Origin of the sequence: Halocatena pleomorpha (assembly GCF_003862495.1) — an archaeon.
GTDB classification, from domain to species: Archaea; Halobacteriota; Halobacteria; order Halobacteriales; family Haloarculaceae; genus Halocatena; species Halocatena pleomorpha.
The window spans coordinates 39,085-57,462 of record NZ_RRCH01000011.1 but is presented as its reverse complement, the minus strand read 5'-3'; the positions used below and the strand labels follow the sequence as shown (position 1 = coordinate 57,462).

The following is an 18,378-nucleotide window of genomic DNA, read 5'->3' as shown; positions in this document are numbered from 1 at the left end:
TCACCGCAGCGCTACCCGTCCGACAGTATCAGCCAGAATGAAAAACAGTATATACTATTATTTCGAGAGGGTTTTTCACTGATAAATCGTACATTCATGTATGGAGCGACGAGCATTCATCGCCGGGGTTGCGGCCGGTTTCGGGTTGGTCGGCGGGTGTCTCTCTCCGATACAGGTCGACAACGGAAACGGAAATCGAATGAGACAGACAGAACACCGGACCCACGACGTGGGTTCAGAAACGAGCTTGCGGGTTCACAATCGTAACGGCCCGGTGACCGTCCGTGGACACGAGGAGACCACAGCGACACTCGACATCGAGATTCGTGGTCCGACAGAACGGTCGATCGAGGCAGTGTCGGTGAAAACGGATCGTTCGGACAACCGACTCACGGTGACGACGAAGTACGACCAGACGGACGCCGAGCGAGTAGACGTGTCACTGCTGATTGGATACCCGAACGGAGCACCGATCGAACGGCTCCAGACGAACAACGGTGCCATCAAGGTACGAGACACAGCCGGTGATCCGAAGCTGGCGAGCCAAAACGGGAGCTTGTCAGTCAAAAACGTCGACGGCACGGTTGCGCTTTCAACAAACAACGGTTCGATCGTCGCACGCGATATCGGTGGTCTCAGGGGGGCGACGGCGTCGAACGGTTCGATCGAGATCGACGTTCCATCGATCTCGAATGATGTGGCCGTCCATACGGATAACGGACGGATCGACGCGGCGCTGGCGCGACATCTCAACGCAACCGTTACAGCGACCACCACTCATACCCCCATCGATCTACACGACATCGCACTCACCGACGACGGCCCGACGACCGTTTCGGGCACGCTGGGAAAGGGGACGCATACACTCACCTTTGAAACGAATAACGGTTCGATCGATCTTCGGCGGCTGTCGGCGTGACAGACCAGAACCGATGTAGCTATCACCACCGAGAGGAATCAGTGAGGCTATGTGGGGCACGGCAGTAATTGCCGCCATGATCCCACCTATTGCGAGCCGGTTTGTGGCTGGCGAAACCCAAGCAGAGGCGCTTGAGCACGCGCGTCAGTTGCGCGACCGAGAGATACACACCATTTGTAACGTACTCGGAGAGCACCATCATGAGCGGAGGGCAGTCAGCGCGGACGTGGATCGCTACCGACAGCTGTGTCGAGATATCGGACGGACGGATCTTGAAGCGTGCGTCTCCGTCAAGCCCACACAGATCGGTCTCGGAATCGACGAGACGACGTTCATGGAAAATCTCGGCGCTATCGTAGGGACCGCCCGTGATATGGGGGTGTTCGTCTGGATCGATATGGAGGATCGAACAACGACGGACGCGACCCTGAACGCGTTCGAGCGGTTCGTTACGGAGTATCCGGAGATGGGCGTCTGCATTCAGGCGAACCTCCAGCGCACCGAAGACGATCTCCGCCGCCTTGTCGAACTTCCCGGAACAGTCCGGCTCGTAAAGGGAGCTTACGACGAACCGAAAAACGTCGCCTACACCGACCGATCGGCGGTGAACGAACAGTACCGCACCCACTTGAAATATCTGTTTTCAGAAACGAGCACCGGAGCGGTCGCCGTCGGGAGCCACGATCCACAAATGATCGACCGCGCCATCGAACTCCACGACGCCTACGGTACCCCATTCGAGATACAGATGCTTATGGGTGTCAGAGAGGACGCACAGGCAGCACTCGCGGCGGAACACGACGTGTACCAGTACGTTCCGTACGGGAAGAGATGGGCTTCGTATTTCTTCCGGCGCGTTGTCGAACGCCGAGAAAACCTCACATTCGCGCTCCGAGCGATCTTAGAGCGGTAGCCGAGACCGACTATCGGTAGCAGACGCGTTTCACTACACTCATACATCTGTATCAAAAATTATTGACTATCGAATGAGAGACTCCCAGCCAAGCGATACGATTAAAGAACGGGTCGGGAGCCAATGGAGTCGGTTCAGGCTCGCGCTCCAACTCGATGCCGGTCGGCTGTCGCTCACAGCAATAGGGAGTGTCGTCTTTTTCGTATTCCTAATGATGCTTGCCGCGGCCGATGCCACACCGTTGCGCGCTGCTATGTCGAGTAAAGATCCGGTCGAGACGACGATGCAGGCGTACGTCGGGTCGCTGATCACGGGAGTAACTCTCGTCGTCACGATCAGCCAACTCGTCATTTCACAGGAGAACGGACCACTCGGTGACCAACGCGATCGGATGAAGGGGGCACTCACGTTTCGCCGGGATGTCGAGCCGTTTCTCGGAACGACCAGCCCGCCAGAACCGTCGTCGTTCCTCCGGGCGCTCATCGATGCGAGTCAGAAAAAGGCAGCGGACCTGAAAGATGTCATAGCGAACGACCGTGATTCGGAACTGCAAGGCCATATCAGCCGGTTCGTCGAGAGTCTCACACAAAACGCGGAGGCAGTGAACAACGAGCTCGAAGGTGCTCAGTTCGGCCGGTATCAGGTCGTGAAATTCGGATTGGACTTTAACTATTCGTGGAAAATCTACCAAGCACGACGGCTCCGCGACGAGCACACAGACCAACTCTCTGACGACGAAAAACAGGCGTTCGACGATCTCATCGAGGTGCTCACGTTCTTTGGACCCGCACGCGAGCACATCAAAACGCTGTTTTTCGAATGGGAACTCATTGAACTCTCTCGGTACATGATTTATGCTTCGATTCCAGCGTTGGGTGTTGCGGTTGCGACGCTCGCGTTCCTCGATCCGGGATCGTTTCCGGGCACGACCCTCAGAATCGATAATATGTATTGGGTTTTCAACGGCGCGGTAACGCTCACAACAGTTCCGTTTCTGCTGCTCGCAACCTACATCCTGCGCCTCGTCACGATCGCTCGTCGGACACTCGCTATCGGCCCGTTTATCCTCCGCGAGACGGGTCGTGCAGACGAGATCGGGTGAGCACCAAACGCATCTCGTGTCGTGAACGACCCACGAAAGGGATTGGCCCCTACTCACCACTACCCGCCGCTTCCGACCCTGTCAAGACCTGCTCTGTGAGATACGTCCGGAGTCGGTTGCGCGCCGCCCCGAGTGAGGCATCGACAGTGACGTGCCGAATTTGTGCGCCGTTGATGTGTTCAACCAGAAACGCAGCCGTGTCCTCCGGATCGATCTCGTCGTCGACGACCCCCCGATCGATTCCCGTCTGGAGCATCGACCGGAGCCGATCGAAAACAAGTCGATCGAATTCCGCCAACCGTTCGCGGTAAGCCTCGTCGTACGGTGCTTGTGCTTTGATTTCAAGGAGCGCCGTTTGGAACTCCTTCTGTCCGTCCCCTCGTGGAGTGAGTCGTTCCTCGACGAACGTGACGAGTCGCGTCGCCGGATCGTCACCGCAGTCGGCACCGATGTCGTCTTCGAACTGCTCGTAAAGGTGCTCTAAAAACGCGACGAGAAGATCGTGCTTGCTTTCATAATGGTAGTGAAGCGCTGCCTTGCTCTTGGTCGATTCGTCCGCAATATCTTGCATCCGGAGCGACGCGTAGCCGTGCTTGCACAGCGCCCGGTAGGTCGCTCCCATCAGTTCCTCCGTGGTGTCCTCAGACATTGTTGTCGCAGTAACTGACTGGCCAGTTAGACCGTATTGTCGCTAACTGGCCAGTCAGTTAAATGTGTTGTGGAATTGGACAGCAGTGTGAGCCGATTCGAGCAATCATCTGTGTTTCGATAGCAACCATGAGAAGCTCACACTGGTAATAATTGAAACGAACTAAGTAGCTGTTCCCAGTCCGATTGTCCCAGAACGACGCGTCGTCAATCGTCAGTCTGAGAGCTGAACGATCACGATAGAGCCAGCGAGGAGTGCCAATAGGCCGAGACCGATCCGCAATCCACCAGCAACGAAGACCGAAGAAAGCGCGAGCGCGATAGCGATCGTGCCGAACACGACTGCTGGCAGCGCCCGGCGAATCGTCTGTTCGTCGATGGTCGGTCGTTTTCTGGGTGGGGACGGCGTCGGACCCGCTCCGTTTGTTCGTCGTGGACGGCGTGATCCCGACAGCGTCGAATCGACATTGACTGACGAGTGATCCGGCGGGGCCGGCTTGATGGAGACGGGAACGAGTCGCTTTTCGCTGCCGTACGCGGTCGCAACTGTCAATTCTCCTTCAACTGCTATCCCCGAAGAAACCGGAATCGTAAGCGAGAGCGTCTCTCCCTGTTCGATGTAGTAGTTGGTGGCGTCGAGCGTAGCGACCTCCGACAGTTCGGCATCAAGGTTGAGATACACGTGCGTCGACTCACCGTGATTCCGCAGGACGACATCGAACCCTCCCTGTGTCTCGAAGCTCTCGGGGACCCTAAGCGTGTGCATCCCTTCGGGATTGACATCAACGGTGAGACTATCCTGCACGGGTTACTTAAATGGGTGTGGGCGTAAAAAAAGTACAGGTTCAGGCACGCCTCACTCTCTCATGTCAGGGGGCAATAAGTTCGGAATTCCATCCTCGATCGGATACTTCGTACCACATTCAGCACAGACGAGTTCTCCGTCGATGATTTCCGTCTCCGTTTGGCTTTGGTCCGTCTGAGTCACTTCAAGCTCAAGCGTTTCTTTGTCAAGAGGACAACACAGGATATCCATCAACGTCTCCTTCATACTTGTTCACTCGATGCTTCGAGCCAAAAGCGTGCCGGGTCGGGACTGTTCAAAACGGGGTTTCGCGGACGATCGTTTCCGCTCGTCCCGGACCGACACCGACCGCGTAGATCGGCGTCGACAGCTCCGCACTGATGTAGTCGAGATACGTTCGTGCCGCGTCAGGAAGTGACCCATAACCCTGTTCGACGACTGCAGGGTCAATTTCGGGCCATCCTTCGAATGTCTTCGTTACGACCCCACACCGCCCCCACTGCTCAGTGGTCGTCGGCATTGAATACAGCGTCTCCCCATCGAGTTCGTAGGCGTGACCGACCTGCACCTCCTCTAAACCTGCGAGCACGTCGAGATGGTTCACGGCGAGTCCGGTGAAGCCGTTCGCTCGGGCCGCGTGCCGGAGCATCGGCATGTCGAGCCAGCCGACGCGGCGCGGCCGACCGGTGACAGTACCATATTCCCCGCCTTCGTCCCGAATGTACGTAGCGATATCACTGGCTGTCGGATTCCCGCCGTCGGTCGGGGTCTGACCCTCGACGTGTCCGAGTTCCGTCGGAAGCGGTCCGGTACCGACGCGGGAGAGATACGCCTTTACGATGCCGACGATCTCTCCGGTGCCGACCGTTGCTGGACTGAGTCCCGTTCCCGCCGGTGCACCGGTTGCGGTGGTGTTCGAGGACGTGACGTAGGGATAGATGCCGTGGTCGATGTCGATGGCAGTTCCCTGTGCGCCCTCCAACATGGCAGTTGCGCCCGCGTCGATCTTGGAAGACAGGAACTCACCGCAATTGACGACCATCTCCCTGTTTTCGAGCCGCTGAGCGAAGTCCCGACACGCTTCATACAGATGATCAACATCGAACGATTCACCCGGATCGATGCCGTACACATCCGTTGCGAGCGCCCGGTTGTGTGAAACGGCGTATTCGAGCCGTTTGCGGAGCACTTCCGGATCGAGCAGATCCCCGACTCGGATCCCGCGGCGGCCCGCTTTGTCCTCGTACGTCGGACCGATCCCCCGGCCGGTCGTTCCCGCCGCGAGATCGTCTTTCGCCTCCTCTTCGATGCCATCAAGCACACGGTGGTACGGCAAAATCACGTGAGCGCGCGCAGCGATCCGAACGTCCGGTTCCAACCCGCGTTCCCTGAGGGTGTCGATCTCCTCGAACAGCGTCGCCAGATTGACGACACAGCCGTTACCGATAACGCCCGTTGTGCCACGAACGACACCGCTGGGAACGAGCGAGAGCTTGTACGTCTCGCCGTCGTGCACGACGGTGTGGCCGGCGTTGTCTCCGCCTTGGTATCGGACGACGATATCCGCGGAATCGCCATACAGATCGACGATACCGCCCTTCCCCTCGTCGCCGAGCTGCGAGCCGACGATGGTTACAGTCATACGCGGACGTTCCTGCCACCGCGCTAAACAGATTTCGATACCAGCGTTGCCTGTCTGCCGAACAACGTTCTGCGCGTTCTCCCTGATTGTGGTCGATTTAAACGTCCCCAAACCTATTATCCAATTGAGTGTGGTCGTTCTGGCTCGGCGCCGATCAGCCGTCCGGGCCGTAACCGATCTGGGGTGGTAACGTACCCCACACGATAACTAGGTTTTTCGAGAAGACAGCAACATTTAAAAGCATCAAACACAAGTTAACAAGTGCCATGATAGATAGACTGGAGAAAGAGGTCGATATGTTGGAACGGCACTTACAGGTGCTCAAGATGGTTATCACGAACGAGCCGATCGGAATCGTGAAGATGTCCAATGAGACCGGGTATCCCCACCATAAGGTGCGGTATTCGCTTCGCGTCCTCGAAGAGGAGGATCTGATCGAGCCATCGAGTCAAGGAGCGATCACGACTGATCGGACCGACGAATTCGTCAGCGACCTCGATGGGAAGCTTGATGAGATCAACGAGAAGCTCAGTGGGATGAAGATCGACGAGGTTGCGGAAGTCGAAGGGTAATTCAGAGATCCGGCATCGCAACGTGAAACTGCCGCTGGCGTGCTTCAACGAGACAGAGGTGGAACCCACTCTTTCTGGAGAGTCGGACGTAGTTCGCTCTACTAGAACTGCTAAACAGCCCACCACCACCGGCCGTAGCGTCGTCAGCGACGGTGAGCGCGTTCGATTCGAAGTAGCTTGTGGTAACGAGCAGTGCACCCGTCACCGGCCACTCGCTCGCCGCCACGCTCGCGTCGTCAAGCAGCGTTTCTAGTTCCATCTCCGTGGTCGGGTCGTTCGAATCGTGGATGTTGATTACCAACAGCGGATCGCCGCGCTTGTCGAAACACACCACGTCGAAGTAGATCGAGGTGCTGTCGACGGTGTTGCGCGCGTGAAGTGCCGCCCTATCGATATCCGGGATGTAATCGTACAGTTCTGCCAAGTCGTCTTCATACCCCGCATTATAGATGACATGAAGCAGGTCCCGAACGACCCACGAAACGACATCGAACTCGATGGAATCGGTAAGAAACTGCTCAAACGGTTCGTTTTCAACGACCGTGTTTTCGGCGTCGAAGCTCGTGTGGTGTTCAAGCGTAAGGTTGTCGTTTACCTCCTCAGGAGGGGCCTCCCCGTGGTATGCGTCGGTGAGCGTCGCCCGGTTTTGGTTATGGTACCGAACGAACAGCGAGGTGCCCGACAGCGCCTTCTCAGGGACTAACTCCGTCGCGTTGCTTGTGTTGGTAGACGAGGTCCGAGACGTGGACGCCGATTCGAGGTCATTGAGTTGCTCTTGTAATCGTGTGATCTTCGCGTTGAGGTGATCCCGCTCTTCGAGGAGGTTGTCTCGTTCGGTTTTGAGTGCGTCGCGCTCGCGCTCAAGTGCGGTGATGCGTCGTCGAAGATCCTCGACGCTCTCGCTCGCCCCGTCGGTAATCAGACGCTCTGACTGCCCCGGAAGCGCGCTGGGCGACGCGTCTGACGGCGTTTTGTTCGCCGGTTTCGAGACCGGAGTCGGGGCGATGGGTGCGATCGCGACTGTGTACTCGCCAGTGATAGTGTGGCCGATGGTGTCGGCCTGTTCGTTGGTCAAAAACCGATTCTCCGGTCCGACGAACGCGACGCTCGTCGAGCCGGTTTGATCGTACACGACGTAGTACTCGTCCCCATCGGAAGACAACCGGAGATAACCGATGTACTCCTGCCGGCCATTCCAATCGTCGAACGCGTTGGTCTGGTTTTTGAGCGGAACCCGTGTGGTGTGATGGGAGCTACTCCGAACGGGTTCTTGTTCTAACATCGAGAAGAGTACCGGGAGGACCGGATCAGGGCTGATGTAAATCGTTCCAACAGACGTTATCTCATCAACATCACCATCGAAGACACCGACACTTTGGCCCTCAGACATGAGTATCCACGTGCCAGCGTGTACTGCCCCGCTGAATCCGGCACTCGCCAGATCACGCAGTCCGACATCCCCTTGAGTGAACTGACGGGAGGGCCAACCTTCGATTCGTTCCACCGTGCGCCTCTGCATATCCGTGTATTATCGGCCAAGAACAAATACTTTGCAAAGCAGTACCGACCAGTACACCCACGTTTCACCCGTTCCTCCGTGTGAGGCGTGAGTGTCGGTCGGTCTCGGAGGAAAGCGACATGTTGTCACAGAAACAGCCCTAGCGTCTCTCTTATCGGCGTTCACGGCCGCGTGTCGATGTACGATGAGGGCCGGCAGCGATAGGACAACTCCTGTTCGATCGGTTTGGGCAACCCCTTCCACTTCGCTTGGGAGGCGAGATCGCGTTCACCGACGGCGACAACCCACTCCGTAATGCTCGTCCGACGACCCTCTATCAGCAGCGGATACTCTTCAACGCGCAACACGCGATCGACTGGGAACTGCCGATAGCCGTTTCCAACATCGATGTCGACCGGACCGGCTTCAAATCCTCTTGAGAAATCGTTCGTAGAGTCAACGAGGATGTGATACAGATACAACTGATACATCGTCCCATCAGAAAACACCGACGTACTGTCTCGCCCGATTTCAATGATCCGGTGTGTGCTCCCGTCCAGCCGTATACGCTTGCTGTTCTTTGTCTCTCGGTTCGACTGGTCGATCTGCTGGTTGGTGCTCGTACTCACGATCCGATCACTGAGCGAGAACGCTCGGTTACAACGTATTTTAGCGTAGTAATATTAGTGTAACGGAATTGTATCCATCCGGCCGATGACGGAAAACGACTTACCGGGGGGGTCGGAGTCGATAGTACCGTCGGTTCAGTTCGTACATGTACCCTTCGCGCATCGTTTTGAGCACCGCGTAGGTCAGACAGCCGGCAACGATCGGAAGCAGGAACGTCAGATCGAACAGTAGGTGTGGCGGCATCATCGTCGGCATGAGGTTTTTGACCGAGAGCGTGGCGATCGTGATCGAGAAGACCACGCCGGACACACCGATGGCGGCCCAAAACGGTTGTTCAACGGGACGCGCGCCGATCCTTTGTTCAAGAACGGCACGATAGCGATCGCACCAACGATGACGAGGTTCGCAAGCACCCCGTAGGTACGATCGGACATCAGTTTCTGTCCGCCGAGGACGGACATCTCTGGGTTGAGCGGACCGAGCTTGAGCAGTCCGAACGACCAGTACAGATACCAGTCCGGAAGAATGACTTCCGGCGTCTGGGCGGAGTTCGCCGGTGCGTCGAGGTGCGGCGGGAGGGTCGCTGAGAGAAAGAGGATCATACCGACGAAAAAGGACGCGATAGCGAGGTTCCGGATGGTTTCGTGGGGCCAAGACGGGAACCCGAGCACGTCGCGCTCAATGTAGCTCGATTCGGTCCGCAGGTCTTGGTCCTCACGGCGAGCACGCTCGAAATACTCGTAGGTCAACCGGGATAGCCCCTGTGTGCGACCTTTCCGATCGCTCCACGTTGGGGTTTCGTCGTCCGGGGCGACGATGCCGGTTCCGTCTGTTCGGATGGCATCGTCAGTGGAGTCGCTCTCGGTCATTGTTCGTTATCTTGAGTTGCCATCGCGCTACCTTCAACGTTTTGTTAGTCCGATCGGATAAGCGGAGATAGCAATCGACCGTTCAGTGTGGTTCCGCGATACCTTGCATCCAGACGATCCCGATGTGGATGGCGATCAGGGCCGTCACGATGAACGGCAGTAAGAACACGTGCATGATATACATCCGTTGAAGTGTTGCGGGATTCGGAGTAAATCCACCGAAGATGAGGTTTGCGACCCACTCACCCAATAATGGTATTGACAGCGCCATCTCGACGCCGATCTGGCTGGCCCAGTAGGCGAGTTGGTCCCACGTCAACAGATAGCCGGAATAGCCGAACACTAGCGTGAGCGAGATGAGTACGATCCCGAGCAGCCAGTTGAGTTCCCGAGGCTCCTTGTACGAGCCAGTGAAATACACCCGGAGCATGTGTAAAAATACTGCGGCGGTCATCACCTGGGCAGACCACCGATGGATACTCCGGAGCATGTACCCGAAGTTCAGATCCATCATGATGAACTCAAGCTGTTGATAGGCTATCTCTGGGTTACCACCCGCACCGGTGGCGCCAGGCGAGTAGTAAAACCCGAGCAGTGCGCCGCTGAACGCGGCAACGAGGTACGCTAATAGCGAGAAAAAGCCGAGCGAGTACAACGGATACCAGTACCAGAACTTGTTATCAAGGTTGTACTGTTCTGTGTGGCTCTTTGGCATCTGGAGGTTGACCTTATAGTAGAGGTTCTCTAACAGCTCCAGGTAGTCGACGACGCGAAACCGCTTGTCGAGCCACATGAGCGTACTGAGATACCCCCGCTCGACCGGCGAGAGGTCCTTGCTCTCCAACCAAGCGTCGTGATCGTGGTCGTCCCGAGGTTCTAAGCTCATCGTTGCTTACTCCCCTCCACCACCGCTGCCTTCCGACTCGCTGCTGCTATCACCAGCCGGTCGGGGAAGCGCCGTAAAGGACGTTTCGATGACGCTGAACGGATCGTACACGGACTGGTGACACTGACAGTACACCTTATTTTCGGCACCGAACCGGGCGCTCCCGCCGAACGCCTTGTAACCGGGCACACAACAGAAGTGGGTGCACTTATTGAGCCATGCGATGACACCCTGGTCCGTGCTCGCCTCCAGCCACTTGTCGTTTTTGGCCATCTCCTCGATCCGCTTGCTCCGTAGCACTTGGACCGGAATCGCGGTTTCAGTGTTGTTCGATCGCCACGTGGCGTCCGCAGGCTTCCCAAGACCGCTTTTACCGATGTCGTTGCCCCATTCCTTGTAATTGCTGAAATGATCGAGCGTGAGCGGATCACCAGCTGACAGTTCGCTGCTTTGCCATTCGTAATTGGGACTCGACGCTGACTTGAAAACGTTGTCCTGGTCGGCCTCGGGATCGATCCCTGCGTAGGTTTGGACGCCACAGTACTGGAACCACTCCGTGGTGTAGGTGGTGCCACCGATGTTGGTTTCCGCAACAGTGACCGTCTTCCCGCCCTGTTTCACCTCTTTTGGCTCGGGCCATCGCCCAATGATTTCGCCGTTGCTCCCGATCTTGATCGGGATCTGAGGCATACCACGGGGGGCTGGGCCGCCCGTGTTCTCGATCGCCCTGTACTTCGTAATACCACCACCTTCTCCCGACGAGGACGTGAGCGAGGTCGTTGCGACGCCGGTGCCGGTCGCAACCGCACCCAGCGACGCCGCACCTACCACACCTTTCACGAACCGTCGACGGCCAGTTTCAGCCGGATATTTGTCATTATCTCCTTGTGCCATACGTATTCACCGTTTGTAGTACGGGTACACCGTTTGTTTGATGCTCTCCCAAACGTCGACATCAGCAGCGGTCTGTCCGTCCATGTCTTCTTCTTTCACGTACAGATCTTCCCACTTACGGCGCCGCTTTTTGACGACCATCACGTCCGGGAGGAACTCCTTTCTGTACAGTAGGAGGATGAATGAGAGATCGACGAAGATCAGCGTGAGCAAGCCGCCCAAAAACATGTTTCCGTACGGATCAAGTCCCCACCCAGTAGAGAGTCCGTAGGTGAACATCCCCACGAACACGACTTCGAACACGGTGAGAAGGACGATCGCGATCGCCGCTGCTGTGCTCTCTCTCGCTGGTTCGTATCGATGGATCGCTCCGTAGCTGCTATCACCGGATGGCATTAGCTGTTCCCTCCTTTGGTGTGTGCGCTCTCACCGTATTTGAGTAGATAGAACGTAAACACGAGGGACGTCGTCATCATCAGTCCGGCTCCGAAGCCCACGTAGTGAGGCTGAATGGGAACGCCCATCTCCTCGGGTTCGACTTCTTGCGCAGCAGCTGGTGACTTACGAGGGACTTGACCGACAGCGATCGCACCTAACATTCCCATTCCCTTGTGCGGTTGGCAGAAATAGGGGATCACACCCTTCTTATCGACAGTGTGCTCGTAGGTGCCTTCGCTTTTGGTCTCACTTTTGAATTGGCCATCTTTAGCTTGGACGTTGTGGCCAGGTCCCTTCCACTCCCAGATGATCTTCGTGCCGGGATCGACGTGGACCGCCACCGGATCGAACTTGTTCGAGCTGCCCGGACCGACCGCGATGGTGACTTCACTTTTTCCGGTCTTATCGGCTGTGCCGCCGCTGCTCCAACCATTGGCGTTCTCCAGATAGCCACCGTAGTCGATCGGACCAGATCCGCCACCTCCACCCTCCTGAGCGGCGGCTGGTCCGGCAACTGCAGACGTCGCAGCCGCGGTCCCCGCAGCGCCGCCGGCTGTGCGGAGAAATTCCCGTCTGTTCATACACAGGCTGGTGTCAGAACCGTATTCGTATAAACCCACCGAAGCCGCCGACAGCGCCGCTACAGCCCGTGTGAGGGCGTATCGCCCGATTCGTCGGTGGCGTCGTCATCATCCGTTTCGAGTTCATCCAGTACCGTGGGCTGTTCGTCCGAGCCGCGACCGACAGCTCGAAGCCGATCCCGGTACTCCTCGGACCGAAATCGATCCGAGAGGCGGGCGTTCGCCACGATGACGAACAACACCACCCCGACTACGATGAATCCGAGACCGAACGCCGTTCCAATAACCGCCCGCTCAGAACCACTGACGACCGTACTCCCAATCAGGAGAACGCCCATCACCGCCATCGCTACGCCGACGAACAGCATCATTCGGTGTCCGAGCGATCCACTTCCTTCCGGTACCTCTGAAGGATGCGGGAGCACTTCTCCTTGCTGTAACTCCGGTGCCTCGTATTCATCCATCGAACACAGGGCAACCGACGGTTTGATGTCCCGGAGAACGATCCCTTCTCCTTTGACACTCCCGTCCCCGAACACGACGGCGTACCCCTCATCAGAGTACGCAACAAGGCGATCAGGATCTGAAAGTCGCTCGATACGGGCGAACACGTCCCGGTCGGCAATCCGCTGTTTCATGTCGGCTTCGACCCGATCAAGCAACTCCGTGCCTGTGATCCACGTCTCCGGATCGAATGCGGCGTCCCACTCCTCCGGGGTCATTCGCTCCATGTCCCGAGGACCAAAATCGTCGAAGTCGTATTTCTCCTCAACTTGCCGGCGCAACGCCTCTACAGACGGCTCCTCAGTGTCCGAACCGGCCGGCTCACCGTCGTCCGACGAACCAGCGGGCGCGTCATCGTTCCGGTGGGAGCCATCACCACTCATTGTATTCCCTTCGGGTGGAAGACCCGTTAGCGTTGTGGTATGGAGTCCATCATCCGGGAATGCGCGGCGACAGGACGGTCCTGAACCATCATAGTGATAATTACTATATAATATAACTTGGTATGAAATTCGTAAGTATTATTTGGTATGATCGAACACATCTGTTCGGAATGCGTATCAAAACTATCCTACTGGCGGCCGTCCTTGTGGTTTCGGCCGCCGCTGTGGGGACTGGAGGCGGTGCCGTCCCCCAGATGGACGATGAAAATCACCGACAGACAACTGTCCAGTCATCCAACCAGCTAGTAAACAATTCGAGTCAATCGCCGCGTCCGGTCGAGCCATCACAGGAGGCATTAGAAAAGCCGGTGCACCTCGAGTCGGCGTCAGATACGGCTGACCGGACCACGGCGGCCAGCGACACGGCGAGTGAGGGAGCAACGCGCCAATTCCCCACATCGAGACCGAACGGCTATACGTTCGAGACGTTCACGCTCCGCGGCGTCGGTGACAACATCGAGGTCTGGGTAGCGAACGATATGAGTTGGCCCGACGGCGACCCACGTCCGACGCCGAGCATTTCGGACGCACAGGTAGATCACCTCGTTTCGGAGTTCGACACTACGATTCATCCGACGGAGTCCGAACTGTTCGGGACACCCACGCCGCGGGACGGCAACAACAGCCCGGTCGCCAATCAAACAGAGTTGCCTGATGACTACTACCACACCACCGAGAACGCAGGGAACAAAACTGTGCTGTTGGTGACGAACATCCGGGATGAGAACTACAATGATCCGGAGTATCCAGTGTACACAGCAGGATATTACTCCCCAACTGTCCAGTCGTACACCGATCGCAACGTCATCACGGTCGATTCCGCCGAGTGGAACGCGATCAACGAGTCGAACCAGCGGGTCGGCGTCGAAGGGACGTTTGCCCACGAATACCAACACCTGATCCACGGCGACTACGACGGTGATGAGACATCGTGGATCAACGAAGGGATGGCCGACTTCGCGGAGTACGCCGTCGGCTACGGAGTTCCCGACGGCCACGTCGGCGCCTACGAACAGCTACCTTCGAACTCGCTGACAAACTGGGGTGATCAGGGCGATATTAACATTCTCGCAGATTATGGGGAGGCGTACCTCTTCCAGATGTATCTCACCGACCGCTACGGATCAGGGTTCATCTCTGATCTGTTCAAAGAGAAGAAAAACGGGATCGCAGGCGTCGAACAAACGCTCGATGAATACGGTGCGGACACGGATTTCTACCACCTGTATCAGGACTTCGCAACCGCAGCCGTGCTGGACGGCAGAAACCAGCCACCGAATGACCGATACGACATCGACGGTGTTGATTTGAACGTCAACACCTCCCGGAACGTGAAGACGGCAGGCGCGTGGGGAACCGCGTACCAGACGTACGACACTGCTGGTAAAGGTCCGATCACGGACGTGAACGTCTCAGGAACGGATTACATCGGTACCCAGTGGAACACGACTACTGATCCGGTTGACGGAGAGGGCCAAGTGCTCCACAGCGGTTCGGGCAATCTCCTTGATCGGTTCGCTATCGTAGAGGCGAACGTCAGCGAACGCGATCCGACGCTCTCCTTCGAAACGTACTACGATATCGAACAGAACTGGGATTACGGCTTCGTTCAGGTCTCCACTGATGGTGGGGAAACGTGGGAGAGCCTCTCGAACGAGAACACCGTCTCGACGACTGCGGACGGCGCTCATCCGACCGTGAAAGGGAACGTTCCCGGCTTCACCGGCCAGTCCGAGGGATGGACGAACCAAACGTTCGATCTGTCCGACTATGCGGGCGAGGAGGTGCTCATCTCCTTCCGGTATGCGACCGACTGGGCCACGAATAACGACGGTTGGTACGTCCGGAACGTTTCGGTGGGCGGCCAACACCACGACGGCACGACCACCGGCCCGTTCATGAGTCAGCGCGAAGCGACGGAACGCCCCGTCGAATACCAGTTCACGTTCATCGGAATCAAACACAACGGGAACTACAAAGTGAAACAGCTCGACACGCGAACCTTCACTGAAAGCGACAAACGGGATCTGAGACAGTTCCTTCACAACGGAAACTTCGAACGGGTGACCGTCGCCGCCACATGGGCCGCTAACAGCGGCGAAAGCGGGCGCGTTCCGGTGGATGTTGGTCTCACGTTCCAACACGAGAACCGGAACCATTCAAAGCGGTGAGATCAATCGTCACTGGCAGTAGTCAGCGAGACATTTTTTTGACAGTGCCCTCAACTAGCCAAGCCCCGAGAGTCCGCCGGTCGCTTGCTGGTAAGCGAGCAGGAACTGCGTGGCGTTGTACAGTCCGTGAATGAGCGCCGGAACGAGGAGGTTTTCCGATAGCTCGTAGACAGTGCCGAGGACGAGAGCAAGAACGAACACCGTGAGCAGGGTTGCAAGCGTCTCTAACGGTGAGCCGATCAGTCCGAACACGTGGATCGACGCGAAGACGGCACTGGCGATGAGAATCCCGCCGACGGGTCCGAGAACGCGCCTGATTGATCCCTGAACGATTCCCCGATACAGCAACTCCTCACCCGGTCCAACGATGAGGATCGACAGCGGAGCCAACACCAGCAACAATGTCGGGTTTTGGATGCCCTGTTCGATGAATGAGCTTTCTGCGGGATCGATGCCCAACAGCTGTGTGAATACGATGCCGATCACTCGCCAACTGAGCAATATGGCGACGATTCCACCGAGAAGGTAGCCGATATCAGAACGACTGGGACGATCGATCGAAAGGAGATCGAGTTGATCGGTATAATGAAGATACACAAGCCCGAATCCGAGGAACCCGACACCCTGCACCGTGAGTGTGCTCAACACCGCCATCCGTTCGGGGTATCCTTCCATAGGAATCCCGACAAGAAATAACACATACATCACCGTGCTGGCAACGATGTTTCCGAGGACGTACGCCCCGATGGCGATCATGATCGCGGTTGTAACTGTCTGTAATCGGTCAGACGTTTCGGCCATCGTTATTCGGTCCACCTCAGGGACGGCGTCTGTTGATCCATTAGCGGTCGTACGAACGGTTATCGAATAGATCTTGCGCGTTCGGAAAGTCGAAAACGATACAAGCGATGCGATCCTGTCACACGCCAATCATTCAGAGCAATCGGCTTCGATCATCAGCTGTTCTTTTTCAGTGATCGCGTCGGCTTCGGGCGCGTCGGTGTCCCCGAGCAGTCCACGGGCGGCTCGTTTCCCCCATTCGACAGCGGGTTGGGTGAACGTCTCGACATCGAGCAACTCGCCAGCGAGAATACACGCGGCCTCCATGCCGTACAGCAGTTCCCCGAGGGTCGACGCGTCGAGTCGATCGATCTCGACGCGGACGTTGGGTTGGCCTGCCGCTGCGAGACTCGCTTCGGTTGCTTTGAATTCCGCGTCGAGGAGTTCGCCCACGCCGGTATCTCCGAGATACGCCAACTCCTCGATCTCGGTATCTGGAATCGTGAGCTGAGAGCGGTTGCGCGGACGGACGAGCGTGATGAGTTTATCGTGTCTGCCGGCGCGGTAGAGTTGGAGCTGTGAGTGTTGATCGGTCGCGCCGAGCGCCCGTGCCGGGGTTTGACCCATGCCGTCTTTGCCGAGGCTTTCGGCCCAGAGCTGGGCGAACCACTCCGCGAAATACTCAAGTCGCTCGGCGTAGGGGACGAACGCGTTCACGTGGGCACCACGGCGTTCGAGCGCCACCGCCACGGCACCGTACGCGTAGGCCGGGCAGTCGAAGAGGCTGGGTGCCAACGCGTTCCGTCCGGCTTGTCCGCCTGCGAGCACTGCCTCGATGTCACAGCCCAGTATCGCAGCGGGGACGAGACCCACGGGCGAAAGCACTGAAAACCGTCCTGGAACGCCCGCTGGAACCGACAACATCGGTAAGGCGTGTTCGTTCGCAAGCGCGTGAAGTGGTCCCGATTCGCCGGTCGTGACGATCGTCCGGTCGGTCCAGTCGACGCCGGCGTCGGCCATCGCCTCACGGACGACCAGGAAGTTTCCGAGTGTCTCTGCGGTGGTTCCGGAGCGGGAGACGACGTGGACTGCCGTCTCCGAGAGGGGAAGCGACTCCAGCGTCGTCTGCACCGATTGCGGATCGACGTTGTCGAGGACGGGCGCGCGGTCGCCCACTCCGAGCGCGCCAGCGACGGTAGCCGCTCCCAACGCGCTGCCACCGATCCCAACCGTGAGCACGTACTCGCTGTCCGCGAGCGGAGCGACAGCGTCATGGATGGCGTCTGAATCGGTCGTTTCGGGCAGCGAAAGCGCGGCGTATCCGAATTCTTCACCGGCGATTCCGCGTTCGATCCGGTCGTGGGCGGCAGCCACACGGTCGTCGAGTCGTCGGAGCGAATCATCGGACACTCCCGGCTGTGCAACCGCGTCGAGGGCGTTGCCGATATCGACGTTCATGATCGGTTTCTGTTGGCACGTACTATAAGTCGGGCGACACACGCCGAACCGACACCGTGGCGCTTAATCGGACCGGTTACCTTTTCCCGACGATGGACACGAGCACGAGCGAGACCAGCTATTCAGGCGCGATCACGGCGGTCCCCTACGCCTTCCGGGCGAGTGACTCCCGGCTGTGCAAACTGTACGTGCTCGTTGGCGGACTACTCACGCTCGGAGGAACGATCCTGTTCGGACTTGGTACCGTCGCGCTGTTGAGTTCGATCGCGGGCGTGCCGGCCGGCACATTCACCTTCCAGCCCGCGCTGTACTTGCTGGTCTGGCTGTTCGTTATCGCCCCGATCATCGCCCCCATCCTGCTTGTGGCACGACAGCACCGAGTTCACGACGGCACAGTCGATTACGACCGCTGGATTGCGTTATCGGGCTTTCTCTTCCTCCTTGCGTTGTATGGGGGGGCGCTCATTGCAGCGCCGGCAAGCCAACGCGGCGCGGTCCCCTCTGGGATCGTTGGATCGATCGTCCAGTTTCTGTACGGGCTTCCCCGAGAAGCGGGTCTGCTACCGCCGCTGGTGGCCGTCCTCGTGATGGCAGCGGTGCATCGACTGAACGCCAACTGAGCTAC

The 18,378-nt window shown here is 57.7% G+C and carries 19 protein-coding genes and 1 pseudogene; 6 read left to right on the top strand and 14 right to left on the bottom strand.

Annotated features, from left to right (window positions below):
* The first annotated feature begins 100 nt into the window (after positions 1-100).
* The 3 genes from EIK79_RS05725 (at position 101) to EIK79_RS05715 (ending at position 2,934) form a co-directional block, all read left to right on the top strand.
* The gene (locus tag EIK79_RS05725) at positions 101-919 is read left to right on the top strand and encodes a DUF4097 family beta strand repeat-containing protein (RefSeq protein ID WP_124954164.1); all 819 of its coding nucleotides are present in this window, start codon (positions 101-103) and stop codon (positions 917-919) included.
* Between the two features lie 76 nt (positions 920-995).
* Positions 996-1,832, top strand: a complete 837-nt coding sequence (locus tag EIK79_RS05720; protein ID WP_124954213.1) for a proline dehydrogenase family protein — start codon at positions 996-998, stop codon at positions 1,830-1,832.
* 73 nt (positions 1,833-1,905) lie between these two features.
* A complete protein-coding gene (locus EIK79_RS05715; RefSeq protein WP_124954163.1) occupies positions 1,906-2,934 on the top strand; it encodes a hypothetical protein in 1,029 nt (342 codons plus the stop codon).
* A 49-nt stretch (positions 2,935-2,983) separates the two neighbouring features.
* Here the strand turns inward: EIK79_RS05715 and EIK79_RS05710 are convergent, their stop codons facing one another.
* The 4 genes from EIK79_RS05710 to EIK79_RS05695 form a co-directional block, all read right to left on the bottom strand.
* Positions 2,984-3,583 carry a TetR/AcrR family transcriptional regulator gene (locus EIK79_RS05710; RefSeq protein WP_233737965.1) on the bottom strand — a complete coding sequence of 200 codons (600 nt, stop codon included), beginning with the start codon at positions 3,581-3,583 and terminating at the stop codon, positions 2,984-2,986.
* A gap of 213 nt (positions 3,584-3,796) precedes the next feature.
* Positions 3,797-4,387, bottom strand: a complete 591-nt coding sequence (locus tag EIK79_RS05705; protein WP_124954162.1) for a DUF7524 family protein — start codon at positions 4,385-4,387, stop codon at positions 3,797-3,799.
* A gap of 51 nt (positions 4,388-4,438) precedes the next feature.
* Positions 4,439-4,633: a methytransferase partner Trm112 gene (locus EIK79_RS05700; RefSeq protein ID WP_124954161.1), complete on the bottom strand. Its 195-nt coding sequence runs from the start codon at positions 4,631-4,633 to the stop codon at positions 4,439-4,441.
* Between the two features lie 49 nt (positions 4,634-4,682).
* Complete coding sequence (locus EIK79_RS05695) at positions 4,683-6,029, bottom strand: adenylosuccinate synthase (protein ID WP_124954160.1); 1,347 nt, start codon at positions 6,027-6,029, stop codon at positions 4,683-4,685.
* 266 nt (positions 6,030-6,295) lie between these two features.
* Here EIK79_RS05695 and EIK79_RS05690 point away from each other — a divergent pair, with 266 nt between their 5' ends.
* A complete protein-coding gene (locus EIK79_RS05690; protein WP_124954159.1) occupies positions 6,296-6,601 on the top strand; it encodes a hypothetical protein in 306 nt (101 codons plus the stop codon).
* Between the two features lies 1 nt (position 6,602).
* Here EIK79_RS05690 and EIK79_RS05685 read toward each other — a convergent pair whose 3' ends face one another.
* The 8 genes and pseudogenes from EIK79_RS05685 to EIK79_RS05650 form a co-directional block, all read right to left on the bottom strand.
* Positions 6,603-8,120, bottom strand: a complete 1,518-nt coding sequence (locus EIK79_RS05685) for a DUF7527 domain-containing protein (protein ID WP_124954158.1) — start codon at positions 8,118-8,120, stop codon at positions 6,603-6,605.
* Positions 8,121-8,281: 161 nt separating this feature from the next.
* The gene (locus EIK79_RS05680) at positions 8,282-8,728 is read right to left on the bottom strand and encodes a hypothetical protein (RefSeq protein ID WP_124954157.1); all 447 of its coding nucleotides are present in this window, start codon (positions 8,726-8,728) and stop codon (positions 8,282-8,284) included.
* A gap of 100 nt (positions 8,729-8,828) precedes the next feature.
* Positions 8,829-9,598 (bottom strand): annotated as a pseudogene (locus EIK79_RS05675) (cytochrome bc complex cytochrome b subunit).
* A gap of 82 nt (positions 9,599-9,680) precedes the next feature.
* On the bottom strand, positions 9,681-10,484 hold the full coding sequence (locus EIK79_RS05670; protein ID WP_124954156.1) for a cytochrome b: 804 nt from the start codon (positions 10,482-10,484) through the stop codon (positions 9,681-9,683).
* A gap of 6 nt (positions 10,485-10,490) precedes the next feature.
* A complete protein-coding gene (locus tag EIK79_RS05665; protein ID WP_124954155.1) occupies positions 10,491-11,378 on the bottom strand; it encodes a Rieske (2Fe-2S) protein in 888 nt (295 codons plus the stop codon).
* Between the two features lie 6 nt (positions 11,379-11,384).
* Positions 11,385-11,774 (bottom strand): DUF7318 family protein, encoded by a 390-nt coding sequence (locus EIK79_RS05660; protein WP_124954154.1) that lies wholly within the window; start codon positions 11,772-11,774, stop codon positions 11,385-11,387.
* Positions 11,774-12,397: a plastocyanin/azurin family copper-binding protein gene (locus EIK79_RS05655; RefSeq protein WP_124954153.1), complete on the bottom strand. Its 624-nt coding sequence runs from the start codon at positions 12,395-12,397 to the stop codon at positions 11,774-11,776. Before EIK79_RS05655 ends, EIK79_RS05660 begins: the two co-directional genes overlap by 1 nt.
* A gap of 59 nt (positions 12,398-12,456) precedes the next feature.
* On the bottom strand, positions 12,457-13,284 hold the full coding sequence (locus tag EIK79_RS05650; protein WP_124954152.1) for a DUF7319 domain-containing protein: 828 nt from the start codon (positions 13,282-13,284) through the stop codon (positions 12,457-12,459).
* A gap of 170 nt (positions 13,285-13,454) precedes the next feature.
* Between EIK79_RS05650 and EIK79_RS05645 the strand changes: the two genes are divergently transcribed.
* The gene (locus tag EIK79_RS05645) at positions 13,455-15,515 is read left to right on the top strand and encodes an immune inhibitor A domain-containing protein (RefSeq protein ID WP_185715522.1); all 2,061 of its coding nucleotides are present in this window, start codon (positions 13,455-13,457) and stop codon (positions 15,513-15,515) included.
* A 54-nt stretch (positions 15,516-15,569) separates the two neighbouring features.
* On the opposite strand, the gene EIK79_RS05640 is transcribed toward EIK79_RS05645, so the two are convergent.
* The gene (locus EIK79_RS05640; protein WP_124954151.1) at positions 15,570-16,316 is read right to left on the bottom strand and encodes a CPBP family intramembrane glutamic endopeptidase; all 747 of its coding nucleotides are present in this window, start codon (positions 16,314-16,316) and stop codon (positions 15,570-15,572) included.
* 129 nt (positions 16,317-16,445) lie between these two features.
* Positions 16,446-17,753, bottom strand: coding sequence for a glucose-6-phosphate isomerase (locus EIK79_RS05635; RefSeq protein ID WP_124954150.1), 1,308 nt, complete (start codon positions 17,751-17,753; stop codon positions 16,446-16,448).
* A 92-nt stretch (positions 17,754-17,845) separates the two neighbouring features.
* On the opposite strand from EIK79_RS05635, the gene EIK79_RS05630 reads away from it, so the two are divergent.
* Complete coding sequence (locus tag EIK79_RS05630) at positions 17,846-18,373, top strand: hypothetical protein (RefSeq protein WP_124954149.1); 528 nt, start codon at positions 17,846-17,848, stop codon at positions 18,371-18,373.
* The last annotated feature ends 5 nt before the right edge of the window (positions 18,374-18,378 follow it).

Bases quoted from the DNA above. Each gene is read 5' to 3' on its own strand.
- EIK79_RS05725 (WP_124954164.1), top strand. From the start codon at position 101: ATGGAGCGACGAGCATTCATCGCCGGGGTTGCGGCCGGTTTCGGGTTG.
- EIK79_RS05720 (WP_124954213.1), top strand. From the start codon at position 996: ATGATCCCACCTATTGCGAGCCGGTTTGTGGCTGGCGAAACCCAAGCA.
- EIK79_RS05715 (WP_124954163.1), top strand. From the start codon at position 1,906: ATGAGAGACTCCCAGCCAAGCGATACGATTAAAGAACGGGTCGGGAGC.
- EIK79_RS05710 (WP_233737965.1), bottom strand. From the start codon at position 3,583: ATGTCTGAGGACACCACGGAGGAACTGATGGGAGCGACCTACCGGGCG.
- EIK79_RS05700 (WP_124954161.1), bottom strand. From the start codon at position 4,633: ATGAAGGAGACGTTGATGGATATCCTGTGTTGTCCTCTTGACAAAGAA.
- EIK79_RS05695 (WP_124954160.1), bottom strand. From the start codon at position 6,029: ATGACTGTAACCATCGTCGGCTCGCAGCTCGGCGACGAGGGGAAGGGC.
- EIK79_RS05690 (WP_124954159.1), top strand. From the start codon at position 6,296: ATGATAGATAGACTGGAGAAAGAGGTCGATATGTTGGAACGGCACTTA.
- EIK79_RS05685 (WP_124954158.1), bottom strand. From the start codon at position 8,120: ATGCAGAGGCGCACGGTGGAACGAATCGAAGGTTGGCCCTCCCGTCAG.
- EIK79_RS05670 (WP_124954156.1), bottom strand. From the start codon at position 10,484: ATGAGCTTAGAACCTCGGGACGACCACGATCACGACGCTTGGTTGGAG.
- EIK79_RS05665 (WP_124954155.1), bottom strand. From the start codon at position 11,378: ATGGCACAAGGAGATAATGACAAATATCCGGCTGAAACTGGCCGTCGA.
- EIK79_RS05660 (WP_124954154.1), bottom strand. From the start codon at position 11,774: ATGCCATCCGGTGATAGCAGCTACGGAGCGATCCATCGATACGAACCA.
- EIK79_RS05655 (WP_124954153.1), bottom strand. From the start codon at position 12,397: ATGAACAGACGGGAATTTCTCCGCACAGCCGGCGGCGCTGCGGGGACC.
- EIK79_RS05650 (WP_124954152.1), bottom strand. From the start codon at position 13,284: ATGAGTGGTGATGGCTCCCACCGGAACGATGACGCGCCCGCTGGTTCG.
- EIK79_RS05645 (WP_185715522.1), top strand. From the start codon at position 13,455: ATGCGTATCAAAACTATCCTACTGGCGGCCGTCCTTGTGGTTTCGGCC.
- EIK79_RS05640 (WP_124954151.1), bottom strand. From the start codon at position 16,316: ATGGCCGAAACGTCTGACCGATTACAGACAGTTACAACCGCGATCATG.
- EIK79_RS05635 (WP_124954150.1), bottom strand. From the start codon at position 17,753: ATGAACGTCGATATCGGCAACGCCCTCGACGCGGTTGCACAGCCGGGA.
- EIK79_RS05630 (WP_124954149.1), top strand. From the start codon at position 17,846: ATGGACACGAGCACGAGCGAGACCAGCTATTCAGGCGCGATCACGGCG.